Source organism: Hydrogenophaga electricum, assembly GCF_030160815.1.
In the GTDB taxonomy this organism is placed as follows: domain Bacteria; phylum Pseudomonadota; class Gammaproteobacteria; order Burkholderiales; family Burkholderiaceae_C; genus Hydrogenophaga; species Hydrogenophaga electricum.
The window spans coordinates 142,326-156,290 of record NZ_BSPB01000006.1 but is presented as its reverse complement, the minus strand read 5'-3'; the positions used below and the strand labels follow the sequence as shown (position 1 = coordinate 156,290).

Annotated in this window: 14 protein-coding genes; 6 read left to right on the top strand and 8 right to left on the bottom strand. The window is 66.3% G+C overall.

Annotated features, from left to right (window positions below; all coding sequences use genetic code 11):
* Positions 1-155: 155 nt before the first annotated feature.
* Positions 156-383, bottom strand: a complete 228-nt coding sequence (locus QQK43_RS06430; RefSeq protein ID WP_234263436.1) for a DUF4148 domain-containing protein — start codon at positions 381-383, stop codon at positions 156-158.
* A 226-nt stretch (positions 384-609) separates the two neighbouring features.
* Here QQK43_RS06430 and QQK43_RS06425 point away from each other — a divergent pair, with 226 nt between their 5' ends.
* Complete coding sequence (locus QQK43_RS06425; RefSeq protein WP_234263437.1) at positions 610-1,530, top strand: LysR family transcriptional regulator; 921 nt, start codon at positions 610-612, stop codon at positions 1,528-1,530.
* An 18-nt stretch (positions 1,531-1,548) separates the two neighbouring features.
* Here QQK43_RS06425 and QQK43_RS06420 read toward each other — a convergent pair whose 3' ends face one another.
* Complete coding sequence (locus QQK43_RS06420) at positions 1,549-1,932, bottom strand: cupin domain-containing protein (RefSeq protein WP_284307133.1); 384 nt, start codon at positions 1,930-1,932, stop codon at positions 1,549-1,551.
* Positions 1,933-2,111: 179 nt separating this feature from the next.
* Here QQK43_RS06420 and QQK43_RS06415 point away from each other — a divergent pair, with 179 nt between their 5' ends.
* Positions 2,112-2,945, top strand: a complete 834-nt coding sequence (locus tag QQK43_RS06415) for a hypothetical protein (RefSeq protein ID WP_284307132.1) — start codon at positions 2,112-2,114, stop codon at positions 2,943-2,945.
* Positions 2,946-2,969: 24 nt separating this feature from the next.
* On the opposite strand, the gene QQK43_RS06410 is transcribed toward QQK43_RS06415, so the two are convergent.
* The 3 genes from QQK43_RS06410 to QQK43_RS06400 form a co-directional block, all read right to left on the bottom strand.
* Positions 2,970-3,698: a nitroreductase gene (locus QQK43_RS06410; RefSeq protein ID WP_284307131.1), complete on the bottom strand. Its 729-nt coding sequence runs from the start codon at positions 3,696-3,698 to the stop codon at positions 2,970-2,972.
* Positions 3,699-3,780: 82 nt separating this feature from the next.
* Entirely contained in the window at positions 3,781-4,224 is a 444-nt protein-coding gene (locus tag QQK43_RS06405; RefSeq protein ID WP_234263441.1) for an acyl-CoA thioesterase, read from the bottom strand.
* The gene (locus QQK43_RS06400) at positions 4,221-5,207 is read right to left on the bottom strand and encodes a histone deacetylase family protein (RefSeq protein WP_284307130.1); all 987 of its coding nucleotides are present in this window, start codon (positions 5,205-5,207) and stop codon (positions 4,221-4,223) included. The genes QQK43_RS06405 and QQK43_RS06400 overlap by 4 nt, the downstream gene beginning before the upstream one ends.
* 234 nt (positions 5,208-5,441) lie before the next feature.
* On the opposite strand from QQK43_RS06400, the gene QQK43_RS06395 reads away from it, so the two are divergent.
* Complete coding sequence (locus QQK43_RS06395) at positions 5,442-5,984, top strand: phasin family protein (protein WP_234263443.1); 543 nt, start codon at positions 5,442-5,444, stop codon at positions 5,982-5,984.
* Positions 5,985-6,229: 245 nt separating this feature from the next.
* Here QQK43_RS06395 and QQK43_RS06390 read toward each other — a convergent pair whose 3' ends face one another.
* Entirely contained in the window at positions 6,230-7,141 is a 912-nt protein-coding gene (locus QQK43_RS06390; RefSeq protein ID WP_234263444.1) for a patatin-like phospholipase family protein, read from the bottom strand.
* 103 nt (positions 7,142-7,244) lie between these two features.
* Here QQK43_RS06390 and QQK43_RS06385 point away from each other — a divergent pair, with 103 nt between their 5' ends.
* Positions 7,245-8,288, top strand: coding sequence for an extracellular solute-binding protein (locus tag QQK43_RS06385; protein WP_284307129.1), 1,044 nt, complete (start codon positions 7,245-7,247; stop codon positions 8,286-8,288).
* Positions 8,289-8,418: 130 nt separating this feature from the next.
* Here QQK43_RS06385 and ppk2 read toward each other — a convergent pair whose 3' ends face one another.
* A complete protein-coding gene (gene ppk2, locus QQK43_RS06380) occupies positions 8,419-9,336 on the bottom strand; it encodes a polyphosphate kinase 2 (RefSeq protein ID WP_234263447.1) in 918 nt (305 codons plus the stop codon).
* Positions 9,337-9,498: 162 nt separating this feature from the next.
* Here ppk2 and QQK43_RS06375 point away from each other — a divergent pair, with 162 nt between their 5' ends.
* The gene (locus tag QQK43_RS06375) at positions 9,499-10,257 is read left to right on the top strand and encodes a 3-hydroxyacyl-CoA dehydrogenase (protein WP_284307128.1); all 759 of its coding nucleotides are present in this window, start codon (positions 9,499-9,501) and stop codon (positions 10,255-10,257) included.
* A 68-nt stretch (positions 10,258-10,325) separates the two neighbouring features.
* Positions 10,326-12,146: a gamma-glutamyltransferase family protein gene (locus QQK43_RS06370; RefSeq protein WP_284307127.1), complete on the top strand. Its 1,821-nt coding sequence runs from the start codon at positions 10,326-10,328 to the stop codon at positions 12,144-12,146.
* A 153-nt stretch (positions 12,147-12,299) separates the two neighbouring features.
* Here the strand turns inward: QQK43_RS06370 and QQK43_RS06365 are convergent, their stop codons facing one another.
* The gene (locus QQK43_RS06365; protein WP_284307126.1) at positions 12,300-13,946 is read right to left on the bottom strand and encodes an acyl-CoA synthetase; all 1,647 of its coding nucleotides are present in this window, start codon (positions 13,944-13,946) and stop codon (positions 12,300-12,302) included.
* Positions 13,947-13,965 lie beyond the last annotated feature (19 nt).

Below are 13,965 nucleotides of genomic sequence, written 5' to 3'. Positions count from 1 at the left end.
CCCTGGTCGGCGGCCACGGCCTGACCGGCGGCGATGGCCAGCACGGCAGCAGCAAAAACGGAAGTGAAGCGACGTTGGGTGTTCATGATGGTTCCTTCAAACAGACTGGGGAGGTTGTGCGGGGCACATCCCCGCCTGTTGCGCAAAGTGCGCGCTTACTTGCTGGTCTTGACCGGATAGCGGTTCGGGAACAGCTCGTTGAGCTTCATGCCGCTGTCGCCACCAGCGACGATGTCGCCGGTGCGCAGCGCTTCGGCCAGTTCGGCCTTGACCTGTTCGCGGGTCTTGCCCTGCGGCGCGGGATCGGCCGCCAGCACTTGACCGGCCGAAACGGCCAGCACAGCAGCGGCGAGAGCGGAAGCGAGGGTGCGGGAGGTGTTCATGATGTTTTCCTTGGAGAGTTGCGGTACGGGTTGCATGGTGCCGGGCCATCACCCGGCGGTCTTCTCGGTGCGGTATCGCTGCGTTTCGCTGTGTTTCACGGCGGAACGGGTGTGTATCGCTGCCTTGGGTTGAACTGTAAAATTTCTTTTGATAGAGAAAAACAACCACATCCCCAATAGATAATTTCCATATCGGAAACAATCTTTCGGCCACCACCGGATCGCCATGGACCGTCTACAGACCTTGCGTGTTTTTCAGCGCGTCGCCGACGAGGGCAGTTTTGCAGCGGCCTCCCGGTCGCTCGATCTGTCACCCGCGGTCGTGACCCGGTTGGTGGCCGACCTGGAGGCCTACCTGGGCACCCGCCTGATCCAGCGCACGACCCGGCGCCTGGCGCTGACCGAAGCCGGCCAGACCTATCTGGAGCGCATCCGCCCCATCCTCCAGGACCTGGACGACGCCCATGCCCTGGTCAGTGCACAGAACAACGAGCCCTGCGGCACGCTGCGCATCCAGACGGTGCCCGCCCTGGCGACGCACGTGCTGGGCCCGGTGCTGGCGGGTTTTCGCAGCGCCTACCCGGGTATCCGGCTCGTCATCGACGTGGACAACCGCACCGACCCGCCGATCGAAGACCATGACGTGACCTTGCTGGGCGTGCGCGAGGACTACGACGCCGCCGTCGTCGCGCGCCGGCTCATCAGTGGCACCGAAGCCATCCTGGTGGCCTCGCCGGCCTATCTCGCCCGGCGGGGCACGCCCCAACACCCCCGTGATCTGGTTCACCACGACTGCCTGCGCGTTGCCGAGGTGATGCGCACCGACCCCTGGCGCGTGTTCCGCACCGATGCCCCCGACGAGGTGTTTGACGTGGACGTGCCCCCGGTGCTGTGGAGCAACCACACCGACACCCTGATCCGGGCTGCCCTGGACGGTGCCGGCATCACCTCGACCACAGCCGAACTGGCGGCCGCGCACATCAACAGCGGCGCCCTGGTCCGGGTGCTCAGTCCCTGGATCAGCGCCCGCCTGTCGCTCTATGCCGCCCTGCCCAGCCGCAAGTACCTGCCCCAACGCACCCGCGTCTTCCTCGACTACCTGACGGACTACACCCGCAAGGCCGTCGAACAGGCCCTGGCCCGCTGACGCAGCCGCAACGCGGACTCAGACGCGCACGAACGCCGTCACCAGTGGCTCGTCCCCCACCTGGCGGCTGCGGTGGCCATGCAGGGAGGGATCGAACGTCGCGCCTTCCGGCAAGGTGTCGGCAGAGAAAAAATGCTCGCCCGGGCCAAACACGCGCGCGCTGCCGTCCTGCAGGCCGATCTCCATCTGGCCCTGAAGGACAAAAAGCCACTGCGGGGCGGAGGTGCAATGGAAGTCGCTGCGAAAACCCACCGGGCTCTCACGCAGTTGCAGGCCCGATGCGGGCAACAGCGGCGACAACCGGGCGGCTGGGGAGCCTTCGGTCAGGGGCAGCGAGTCCTCCCGGAAACGGGCTCGGCCATCGGTATCGGTGAACAGCACCACCTGGCGAAACTGGGCCATGAATTCACTCCTTCGGGGGCAAGGCCGGGTTTGTACCAGAACACGGGGGCATCGCGCAGCAGCGCGCGAACAGCTTCGAACCACTCTTTACACACCGTTTTCACTCATGCAGCCTGGGCTTGACAGCCAGCCGGTGTACTGCAGGCTCCGATTCACCTCTTGGATTCAGGAGACGCTTCATGACCTCCGCAACCCCTTCCCTCTCCCGCCGCTCGGTTCTCAGGACCACGCTGGGCGCAACCCTGGGCCTGACCGCTGGCGTCGGCCTGCTGGCCCCGCTGTCGGCCCACGCGGCCGGACGTCTGGTCGACGTGCGCGTCGTCAACCGCGACACGGACGACATCCTCCCGGTCTACGAATACCGCGGTGAACTGTGGGTCCCGGGCGAGCCCGGGGCACGCTACGCGATCGAGCTGCGCAACCGCTCGGATGAGCGCCTGCTCAACGTCGTGTCGGTCGACGGCGTCAACGTGGTCACCGGCGAAACCGCGGCCTTCGACCAAGCGGGCTACGTCATCGCCCCCTGGCAGCGCTACGAGGTCAACGGCTGGCGCAAGAGTCGCCGGGAAATCGCGGCCTTTGAATTCACCCGCCTGTCACGCTCCTACGCTGCACGCACCGGCCGCCCGGACGACGTCGGCGTGATCGGCATCGCGGTCTTCCGCGAGGAGCGCGACAAAACGCCCTGGCGCAACCCCGACGCACGCCCCTACGACACCCCGTATGGCCGCAACGCACCGGCCCCGCAGAACGCGCCACCGGCCGAGCTGCACGGGCGTTCGCTGCGCGCCGAACCCGGCCCACAACTGGGTACCGGCCACGGCGACCGGGAATACGATCGCGTGGCCCAGACCCGCTTCGACCGCCGCTCGGACCGGCCCGACGACGTCGTGCTGATCCGCTACGACAGCCGTGCCAACCTGGTGGCCATGGGCATCATCCCGCCCGACCGCCATCCGCCCCGCCCGTTCCCAGGCGAACGCCGCGGTCGCTGGGTGCCCGACCCGCGCTGACCGCCATGCGGAGTCCCCGCGCCGTCAGCCGAGCCAGTGCGTGAAGCTGGCGACGCTTTCGCGCGGGGTGATGAAGCCGTTGACCTTGTCGTCCGGATCGGCGTGACCGAGCGCCATGCCACAGACCAGCATCTCGCTCTCGCCCGCACCGATGTGCGGCAGGATGATCCGGGCAAAACCGTTCCACGCGGCCTGGGGGCAGGTGTGCAGGCCCTGGGCGCGTGCGGCGATCATGATGTTCTGCAGGAACATGCCGTAATCCACCAGCGAGCCCCGACCCATGATTTTGTCGATGGTGAACATCAGGCCCACCGGCGCATCAAAGAACCGGAAGTTGCGCTGGTGCTGGGCGTGCATCTTGTCCTTGTCGCCCTTGCCGATGCCCAGCAGCCCATACAGCCCCCAGCCGTTCTCGCGCCGCCGGTCGATGTAGGGACTGACCCATTGGGTGGGGTAGTAGTCGTACGCTTCGCGATACTGGTCGGCCAGCGATGGATCGGCGCGCAGCGCGTCATGCGCGGCGCAGACCTTGTCAACCAGACGGTCCCGGCTGGGCCCCTGGAGCACGTAGACCTTCCACGGCTGCGTGTTGGTGCCCGAAGGCGCACGGGCTGCCACTTGCAGAATGTGCTCCAGCGTGTCGCGCGACACCGGCGTTGGCAGGAAGGCGCGTGCCGAAAGCCGGCTCTGAATGGCGGCATCCACGCTCGCCGCGTCGATGGCTTGGGTGGCACCCGGGGGATTGGGGGTCATGCAGGTCTCCTGTTTTTTGATTGACGTATACGTCAATTTCAAAACATTATGGCGGCCCCCGTACCGGCTTGCCGGCAGCGGGTCAAAGCAGGGTCTGCAGCGTCTCGCGCAACCGGTCCGGCAGCGGTACGGGCCGGCGGGTTTCGCGGTCCACATACACGTGCACGAAATGGCCGCATGCGGCGGCGGAGGGGTCTCCCTGCGCAAACAGCCCGACTTCGTAACGCACGCTGGACTTTCCCAGATGCGCCACCCGCAGGCCCGCTTCCACCGTCTGCGGAAATGCCAGCGGGGCAAAGTAGTTGCACTGGGTCTCGATCACCAGGCCAATGACCGCCCCCGCATGGATGTCCAGCGCCCCTTGCTCGATGAGCCAGGCGTTGACCGCCGTATCGAACCAGCTGTAGTAGACGACGTTGTTGACATGGCCATAGATGTCGTTGTCCATCCAGCGCGTGCCGATCGCACGGAACACGCGGTAGTGGTCGCGGGGCAAGGCCTGGGGGCGGGCAGCGGGGGCGTTCATGCGGCGGCATTCTGCCAGCCGCCTGTGCCGGAACCTGTCGCCGGCGTCGCGGCCAGCGCCTGCCAGCGGGCGTGGTAGCCCAGCGCCACCCGGTAGGTGTTGACCTGCACCTGCACGGTCGCCTCCAGGTCGTTGCCGTAACCACCGGCCATGGCAAAAGCCAGCGGCAGGCGCCGCTGCCACGCCCACTCCATCACACGGCGGTCGCGCGCCTCCAGCCCATCGAAACTGAGCTTGAGCCGGCCCAGACGATCGCCTTCGTGCGGGTCGGCGCCCGCCAGGTAGAGCACCAGATCGGCATCGAATCGCCGGTCCAGTTCGGCCAGCGCGTGATCGAGCGCTGCCAGGTACTCGTCGTCCCGGCAACCATCGGGCAGGGGTACATCCAGATCCCCGGCTTCCTTGCGGAATGGAAAATTCTTGGCGCCATGGAGGGACAGCGTGAACACCGATTCGTCGTCGGCAAAGATGCGCGCCGTGCCATTGCCCTGGTGCACGTCCAGATCGACGATGGCCACCCGCAGCCGCGCCCGCCCTGGTTGCCTCCGCGCCCGTTCGGCCTGCATGAGCCGAGCCGCCACGGCCACATCGTTGAAGACACAGAAGCCGCTGCCTTTGTCGGCATAGGCGTGGTGGGTCCCCCCCGCGATGTTGGCTGCCAGGCCGCCGTGCGCGCACGCGGCGCGACAGGCCTGCAACGTGGCCCCCACGGAGCGCCGGGCCCGCTCGGCCATGGCCGGGCTCCACGGAAAGCCGATCTCGCGCTGCGCAGCCGGCGCCAGCGTGCCCTCGGCCACGGCCGCGATATAGGCCCGCTCGTGCACCAGGGCCAACTCCTGGTCACTGGCCGGCCTGGCCTCGCCCCACCGCAGGGTCGGGAACTCTGCGCTCAACCGTTCACGCAGGCGGCTGTACTTGGCCATCGGAAAACGGTGTCCGTCCGGCAAAGGCAAAACAAAGTGGTCGGCGTAGTAGACATTCACCCGGGCCATTGTGGCCCGCCAACCGCCGGGCTCGGAGCAGCCAGGATTTAGAGCGAGGGCCCTAATATGCTGCAATGCAACAAAAAGGGCTTGCACCAGACAAAGGCATCCCTATAATTCAAATCATGTTGCAGCGCAGCAAAGCGAACGAAGAACAACAGCGTCCAAGTACAGCGCGGTGTTCCCAAGCAGCCTTCAACTACCTTTTCAACACTGAACACAGGAGTTAAAACCATGTTGACCGCTGACCAAATCGTTGCCGCCCAGAAAGCCAACATCGAAACCCTGTTCGGCCTGACCCAGAAAGCCTTCGAAGGCGTGGAAAAGCTGGTCGAGCTGAACATCCAGGCCACCAAGGCCGCTCTGGCCGAATCCGCCAACAGCGCCCAGGCCCTGATGTCCGTCAAGGACGCTCAGGAACTCGTGGCCCTGCAAGCCAGCCTGGTCCAGCCCCTGGCCGAAAAGACCGCCGCCTACAGCCGCCACCTGTACGACATCGCTTCGGGCACCACCGGCGAATTCGGCAAGGCTGCTGAAGCCCAGGCCGCCGATGCCCAGAAGAAGTTTGCCGCCCTGGTGGACAGCGCCGCCAAGAACGCCCCCGCCGGTTCCGAAACCGCCGTGGCCGTGATCAAGAGCGCCATCTCTGCCTCCAACAACGCGCTGGAATCGGTGCAAAAGGCTGTCAAGCAAGCCACCGAACTGGCCGAAGCCAACTTCAACGCCGTGACCAGCCAGGCCGTGAACGCCACCAAGGCTGCTGCCAAGAAGCGCTGATCGGGCTGTCCGCTCCCGGCTTGATGTCGATCAAGTCTGGCGCGGTCGAAATCCCGGAAGATCAAGTCCGACCTCGAAGGGGCGGCACTTGGTCCTCCAAGACCGTTTTTTCTGGTTGTCTCCTCGGGTCCTTTTCGAAATCGGATTTCATCGGACCCCTTCAAGCCCCAGCCGCAAGGTTGGGGCTTTTTTTCTGGCCACGCCGACCGAGCACCTGCTGACAGCGCGCTCGCGTTCAGCGTACATCAGTGCCGGGTGACCACACGCAAACGGGCCAGCTCGGCCTTCAGGCGCGGCAGCGCCGCCTGCATCGCGGCCCGGCCCGCCTCGATGCTGCGCTGGCGGGAACGGAAGTCCGCACTGCCGACGCCTGGCAGTGTCGGCCGCAACACCACATCGGCGCTGGCCAGCTCCAGCCGGTTGATGCTCTGCCCCATGATGGCCGTGGTCTTGGGCAAGAGGCTGAACAGCCCGCCCGCCGGAATGTCTGCCGGGTCGGCGGAAATGTCCACGGCGATCACCACTTCGGCCCCCATCTCCCGAGCCTGACGCACCGGCACCGGCGCCACCAGCCCGCCATCGACGTAATCCTTGCCACCGATCGAGACCGGCGCGAACACGCCGGGCACCGCGCTGGAGGCCCGCACCGCCTGCGCGGTGTCGCCCCGGCGGAACAGCACCCCCTGGCCGGTCTGCAGATCGGTGGCCAGGATGCCCAGCGGCAGCGCCATCTGTTCAATGACCCGGCCATCCACCGCCTGGCGCACAAACCGCGCCAGCGCCTCGCCGCGCAACATGCCGCGACTGACCAGCGGCATGCTCCAGTCGGTCAGGGCCGCCTCGTCCATCGACAGCGCCAGCTTCTCCAGCTCGGCCGCACTGCGCCCCGTGGCGTAAAGCGCCGCCACCAGGCTGCCCGCCGAGGTGCCCACGATCAGGTCGGGATGGATCCCCTGGGCTTCCAGCACCTGGATCACCCCAACGTGGGCAAACCCCCGTGCGGCCCCGCCACCCAGCGCCAGACCGAGGCGGGGCGGACGCCCTTCGGGCGCGGTCACCGCCGGAGGCGGGGCGGGCTGAGCCGGCTGGACCGGCGGTGTCGAGCCACAACCGGCCAGCCACAGAGCGAGCAGCAAAACCCCACTCCAACCCGCCATTTTATTAAGAACAATTCGTGTTTGTGTTAGCATGAATCATCATCCACACCGGGGGTGTCGACGCACCCGACCGGATCATTTCCTGTCACGCAGAAAGCCTTTCATGCGCCAGTTTGCCAAGCTCTCCATTGTCTTCGCCGCCATCGCGACCTCCCTGGGTGTCCAGGCCCAGGAAAAGGTTCTGAATCTGTATTCGGCCCGTCATTACCAGACGGACGAGGCGATGTACGAGCAGTTCACGAAGACCACGGGGATCAAGATCAACCGCGTGGACGCGGACGACGCCGGCATCATCGCCCGGCTGAAGGCCGAAGGCGCTGCTTCGCCCGCCGACGTGATTCTGCTGGTCGATGCTGCCCGTCTGGCCTCGGCCGACAGCCAGGGCCTGTTCCTGCCGATCAAGTCGGCCAAGCTCAATGACGCCATCCCCGCCAACCTGCGTGCCGATGCGACCAAGGACGGCGTGACCTGGACCGGCTTCTCGACCCGCGCCCGCGTGATCGTGTACGACCCGTCCCGCCTCAAGGCCGAAGACGTGGCCACTTACGAACAGCTCGCCGATCCCAAACTCAAGGGCATGGTCTGCACGCGTTCGGGTTCGCACCCCTACAACCTGTCGCTGTTTGCCACCGTGGTGGAGCGCATGGGTGACGCCAAGGGTGAAGCCTGGCTCAAGGGTGTCGTGGACAACATGGCCCGCGCGCCCAAGGGTGGCGACACCGACCAGATCAAGGCCGTGGCGTCGGGTGAGTGCGGCGTGGCACTAAGCAACTCGTACTACGTGGCGCGCCTGCTCAAGTCGACCAAACCGGAAGACCGGGCCGTCATGGAAAAGGTGCGCATCGTCTTCCCCAACCAGGGCACGACCGGCACGCACGTCAACATCGCGGGTGCTGCCGTGGCCAAGAACGCCAAGCATCTGGACAACGCCATTGCGTTCATGGAATACCTGTCCAGCCCGTTCGCGCAGGACTACTTCGCCAACGGCAACAACGAATTTGCTGCCGCCAAAGGCGTGAAGATCGACAACCCGGCCCTCAAGGCCATGGGTGGCGACCACTTCAAGGCCGAACAGATCCCGCTGGGCGTGGTGGCCAAAAACCTGACCAAGGTTCAGCAGATGCTGGACCGCGTCGGTTACAAGTAAAGCCCCCCGTGCCGTATCTGCGGCACGTCACCTCATTGAGGGGACACCGCAGGCATCCCGGTCAAGCCAGTAACGCCAAGCTCTCGATTTGAGATTGAAGACAAAGGCCCGCAAATGCGGGCCTTTGTCTTCAATACACCTGCGGCACGTAGATTTCGCCGGGCACCTGGTGGCGGCGATAGCCTTCATGCCGCACCCGCTCGGGCAGCGTGATCGCCGGGCGTTCGATCTCGTGATAGGGCATCTGTGACAGCAGGTGGTGGATGCAGTTCAGGCGCGCCTTCTTCTTGTCGTCGGCCGGCACCACCCACCAGGGCGATTCCGGAATGTGCGTGCGCTCGATCATCACTTCCTTGGCCTTGGTGTAAAGCTCCCAGCGGCGGCGGCTTTCCAGGTCCATCGGACTGAGCTTCCACTGCTTGAGCGGGTCGTGGATGCGCCCGAGGAAGCGCAGTTCCTGCTCCTGGTCCGAAAGCGAGAACCAGTATTTGATGAGCTGCACCCCCGAGCGGATGATCATCTTCTCGAATTCGGGCACGTCGCGGAAAAACGCCTCGTACTGCTCGTCGGAGCAAAAGCCCATCACCTTCTCCACCCCGGCGCGGTTGTACCAACTGCGGTCGAACAGCACGATCTCGCCGGCTGCCGGCAGGTGCTGGATGTAGCGCTGGAAATACCACTGCGTGCGCTCGCGATCGCTGGGTGCGGGCAGTGCCACCACACGGCACACGCGCGGATTCAGCCGCTGGGTGATGCGCTTGATCGCTCCGCCCTTGCCGGCCGCGTCACGCCCCTCGAACAGGATCACCACCTTGTGCCCGGTGGCCTGCACCCAGTCCTGCAGTTTCACGAGTTCGGCCTGCAGCCGGAACAGCTCACGGAAGTAGATGCGGCGGCTTTCCTTGTGCTGCAGCAGGGCTTCCGGGCTGAGATCGCCGGCCAGTTCGTCGACGTGGCGGTCCTCGATCTCCATCTCCAGCTCTTCGTCGTACCCATCCATCAGATCGGCATGGATGCGGTGCATGAGGGCGTCTCGGTCGTCGAACATCGGGGCTCCGGAAATCGGTGAAAGACCGGCCAGCCTAGGCGGGCTCTGTGACACCACGATGAAAACACCATGACACCCCGAGGCAGCCCCGACGAAGACAGACCGGGCTCGGCCATAATTGACGTTTACGTCAACGTCAATCCACCCAACGAGGAGCATTTCATGGACATCGCAGGCAAGGTTTTCATCGTCACCGGCGGCGCATCGGGCCTGGGCGAAGGCACAGCGCGCATGCTGGCGGCCAACGGCGGCACGGTGGTCATCGCCGACATGCAGGCTGAGAAAGGCGAAGCGGTCGCCAAAGAGATCGGCGGCGCCTTCGTCCAGTGCGACGTCAGCAGCGAAGCCGACGGCCAGGCTGTGGTCGCCAAGGCCGTGTCCCTGGGCAAGCTCATGGGCCTGGTCAACTGCGCCGGCATCGCTCCCGCCGAAAAGACCGTGGGCAAGAACGGCCCGCACTCGCTGGCCGTCTACACCAAGACCATCATGGTCAACCTGGTCGGCACCTTCAACATGATCCGCCTGGCGGCCGACGCCATGTGCAAGAACGAGCCCGAGGCCACCGGCGAGCGCGGCGTGCTCATCAGCACCGCCAGCGTGGCCGCCTACGACGGCCAGATCGGCCAGGCCGCCTACAGTGCCACCAAGGGTGGCGTAGTCGGCATGACGCTGCCCATCGCACGCGACCTGGCGCGCAACGGCATCCGCAACATGACCATCGCGCCCGGCATCTTCGGCACACCGATGCTGTTCGGCATGCCCCAGGAAGTGCAGGATGCCCTGGCGGCCGGCGTGCCGTTCCCCAGCCGCCTGGGTACCCCGGCCGATTACGCCAAGCTGGCCAAGCACATCATCGAAAACGACATGCTCAACGGCGAGGTGATCCGCCTGGACGGCGCGATCCGCCTGGCGCCGCGCTGAGCGCCTTGCGGGCACCACAACCGCACGCCTTGCCCCTATGATGGCCTCTCCAACCTGGGGAGACCATCATGCGCATCCACCCAAGCCGACGCCTGCTGGGCGCCACCGCCATCGCCCTGCTGTTGGCCGCCTGCAGCAGCCAGCCTCGAAACGATGGAAGCCGCTTTGCCTACCAGCCGCCCGAGCAGCCCGAGGGCGCCACCGGCTACCAGGACAAACCCGGCTGGGTCACACAACGTTTTGCGGTGGCTGCGGCCAACCCGCTGGCAACCGACGCCGGTTACCAGATCCTCAAGGCGGGTGGCAGCGCCGTGGACGCGGCGGTCGCCGTGCAGATGGTGCTCACCCTGGTCGAACCCCAGTCCAGCGGTATCGGCGGCGGTGCTTTCCTGCTGCACCACGATGGTCTCCGGACTGAAGCCTATGACGGCCGCGAAACCGCGCCGGCCGCAGCCGACGAGAAGCTCCTGCTCGGACCGGATAACAAACCGCTGGCCTTTCACGATGCCGTTGTCGGCGGCCGCTCGGTGGGCACACCCGGCACCGTGCGCATGCTCGACCTCGTGCACCGCGAACACGGCAAGCTGCCCTGGGCCGCGCTGTTCGAGCCCGCCATCGTGCTGGCCGAACAGGGCTTCAAAGTCAGCCCGCGCCTGCACGCCATGCTGGCGGCTGAGCCACACCTGAAGAAAGACCCGGTCGCGCGCGCCTATTTCTACCAGGCCGACGGTACGCCACACCCGGTCGGGCACGTGCTCAAGAACCCCGAGCTGGCTGTCGTGCTGCGCGACATCGCTCGGCGCGGCCCGGACGCTCTGTACCAAGGCGAGGTCGCTCAGGCCATCGTCGCCAAGGTCACCGGCCACCCGACCAACCCCGGCAAGCTGGCCCTGACCGATCTGGCCGGCTACCAACCCAAGAAGCGCTCCGCGCTGTGCCACGACTTCAGCGCCCAGGGCCGGGCGCTGTCGTTCTGCGGATTCCCACCGCCAAGTTCGGGCGCGATCGCCGTGGGCCAGATCCTCGGCATCCTGGCGCACACACCGGCCGCCACCCTCCCGCTGACCGACGGCCTGCCTGGCGCCGAATGGCTGCACCTGTACACCGAAGCCGCGCGCCTGGCCTTCGCCGACCGAGCCCAGTACGTGGCCGACCCAGACTTTGTGACCGCGCCAGCCGGCAACTGGCTGAGCCTGCTGGACCCGGCCTACCTGAAGGAACGCGCCGCGCTGATCGGCACCCAGCGCATGCCCGCCGCCCAGCCCGGCATGCCGGGCATGGTGCGAACGGCGTTCGGCCCCATGGCCGAACAACCCGAGTTCGGCACCAGCCACATCAGCATCATCGACGCCCAAGGCAATGCACTGGCCATGACCACCACCATCGAAGACGCCTTCGGCGCGCGCCAGATGGTCAAGGGCTTCCTGCTCAACAACGAACTGACCGATTTCAGCTTTGCGCCCGCCGACGCCCAGGGCCGCCCCATCGCCAATCGGGTGCAGCCCGGCAAGCGCCCGCGGTCGTCGATGGCGCCCACGCTGGTGTTCGACAAGGCCAGCGGCCAACTGCTCGCCAGCGCTGGCAGCCCAGGCGGGGCACTCATCATCCATTACACGGCCAAGACCCTGTACGGCCTCTATCAATGGGGCCTGTTGCCGCAGCAGGCGATCAGCCTGCCGAACTTCGGCGCCACTGGCGCTCCGACGCTGCTGGAAGAGAAGCGCTTTCCGCCGGCCACCATCGAGGCACTGAAGTCGCGTGGTCACGAGGTGCGTGAAACGGCCATGACCAGCGGCCTGCAGGCGATTGCGCGCGGCCAGGTACACGGGCAGCCGGTGCTGTTCGGCGGCGCCGACCCGCGCCGTGAGGGGGTTGTGGCGGGGGACTGAAAACACCCCAGCGCGCTGTGCGGTATTCCCCGCTGCAGCGCGCCTTCGGCGCTTCGAGGGGGAGCGCACCTGTGGCCTGGCAGCGCCAGCGCCACGGCACTGACTGCGCTTCGTTGACGCACCCCTTACGGGCGCTTGCATGCGACCACGGGGTTACACGTCGATCGCGGTGGCCGATCCGGCGCGCTTGCGCAGCTCGAACTTCTGGATCTTGCCGGTGCTGGTCTTGGGCAGTTCGCCGAACACCACGTAACGCGGCACCTTGAAACCGGCCAGGTGCTGCTTGCAGTGGGCCACGATACCTTCCGGCGTGGTCTGGGCGCCGAACTTCAGCTCCACGAAGGCGCACGGCGTTTCGCCCCACTTGGCATCGGGCTTGGCCACCACGGCGGCGGCCAGCACGTCGGGGTGGCGGTAGAGCACGTCCTCGACCTCGATGCTGGAAATGTTCTCGCCGCCCGAGATGATGATGTCCTTGCTGCGGTCCTTGATCTTGAGGTAGCCGTCGGGGTACTGCACGGCCAGGTCACCGCTGTGGAACCAGCCGCCGGCAAAGGCCTCCTGCGTCGCCTTGGGGTTCTTCAGGTACCCCTTCATGGCGATGTTGCCCTTGAACATGATCTCGCCCATGGTCTCGCCGTCTTCGGGCACGGGCTGCATGGTTTCGGGATCGAGCACGCGCGCCCCACGCTGCAGGTGATAGCGCACGCCCTGGCGCGCATTGAGCCGGGCACGCTCGCCGATGTCCAGCTCGTTCCAGGATTCGTGCTTGGCGCACACGGTGGCCGGACCGTAGACCTCGGTCAGGCCATAGACGTGCGTGAGGTCGAACCCCATCTGTTCCATGCCCTCGATCATCGAGGCCGGCGGCGCGGCGCCGGCCACCATGGCCTTGATGCCGGCAGGCAGGCCCACCTTCATGGCGGCCGGGGCGTTGACCAGCAACCCCTGCACGATGGGGGCCCCGCAGTAGTGGGTCACCCCGTGCTCGCGCATCAGATCGAAGATTGCCTGCGCTTCGACACGGCGCAGGCACACGTTCACCCCGGCGCGGGCCGCAACGGTCCAGGGAAAGCACCAGCCGTTGCAGTGGAACATGGGCAGCGTCCACAGGTAGACCGCGTGCTTGGGCATGTCCCATTCGAGGATGTTGCTGATGGCGTTCACCGCCGCGCCGCGGTGGTGGTAGACCACGCCCTTGGGGTTGCCGGTGGTGCCGCTGGTGTAGTTGAGGGCGATGGCGTCCCATTCATCGGCCGGCCAGGCCCAGTCGAAGGCCGGATCGCCGCCGGCCAGGAAGGCTTCGTAGGTGGTACTGCCCACGGGCTGGGCATCACCGGGGAACAACGCATCTTCCACGTCGATCACCAACAGCGGCGTGGCCGACTGGCGCAGCGGCAGCGCCTTGGCCAGGGTGCCGGCGAATTCCGGATCGACGATCACGGCCTTGGCTTCGCCGTGATCAAGCATGAAAGCAATCGCCTCCGGGTCCAGCCGGGTGTTCAGGGTATTGAGCACGGCCCCGGCCATGGGCACGCCGAAATGGGCCTCCACCATGGGCGGTGTGTTGGGCAGCATCACCGCCACCGTGTCGTTCTTGCCGATGCCGGCCTTGCGCAGGGCACTGGCCAACTGACGGGTGCGGGCATAGGTCTGCGCCCAGGTCTGGCGCAGCGCGCCGTGCACGATGGCCAGCCGGTCGGGGTAGACCTCGGCGGAACGCTCGATGAAAGCCAGTGGGGTCAGCGGGGCGAAATTGGCCTCGTTGCGGGGAAGGTCCTGGTCGTAAATGCTCGTCATGGGGGCTCCGTTGCGGTGC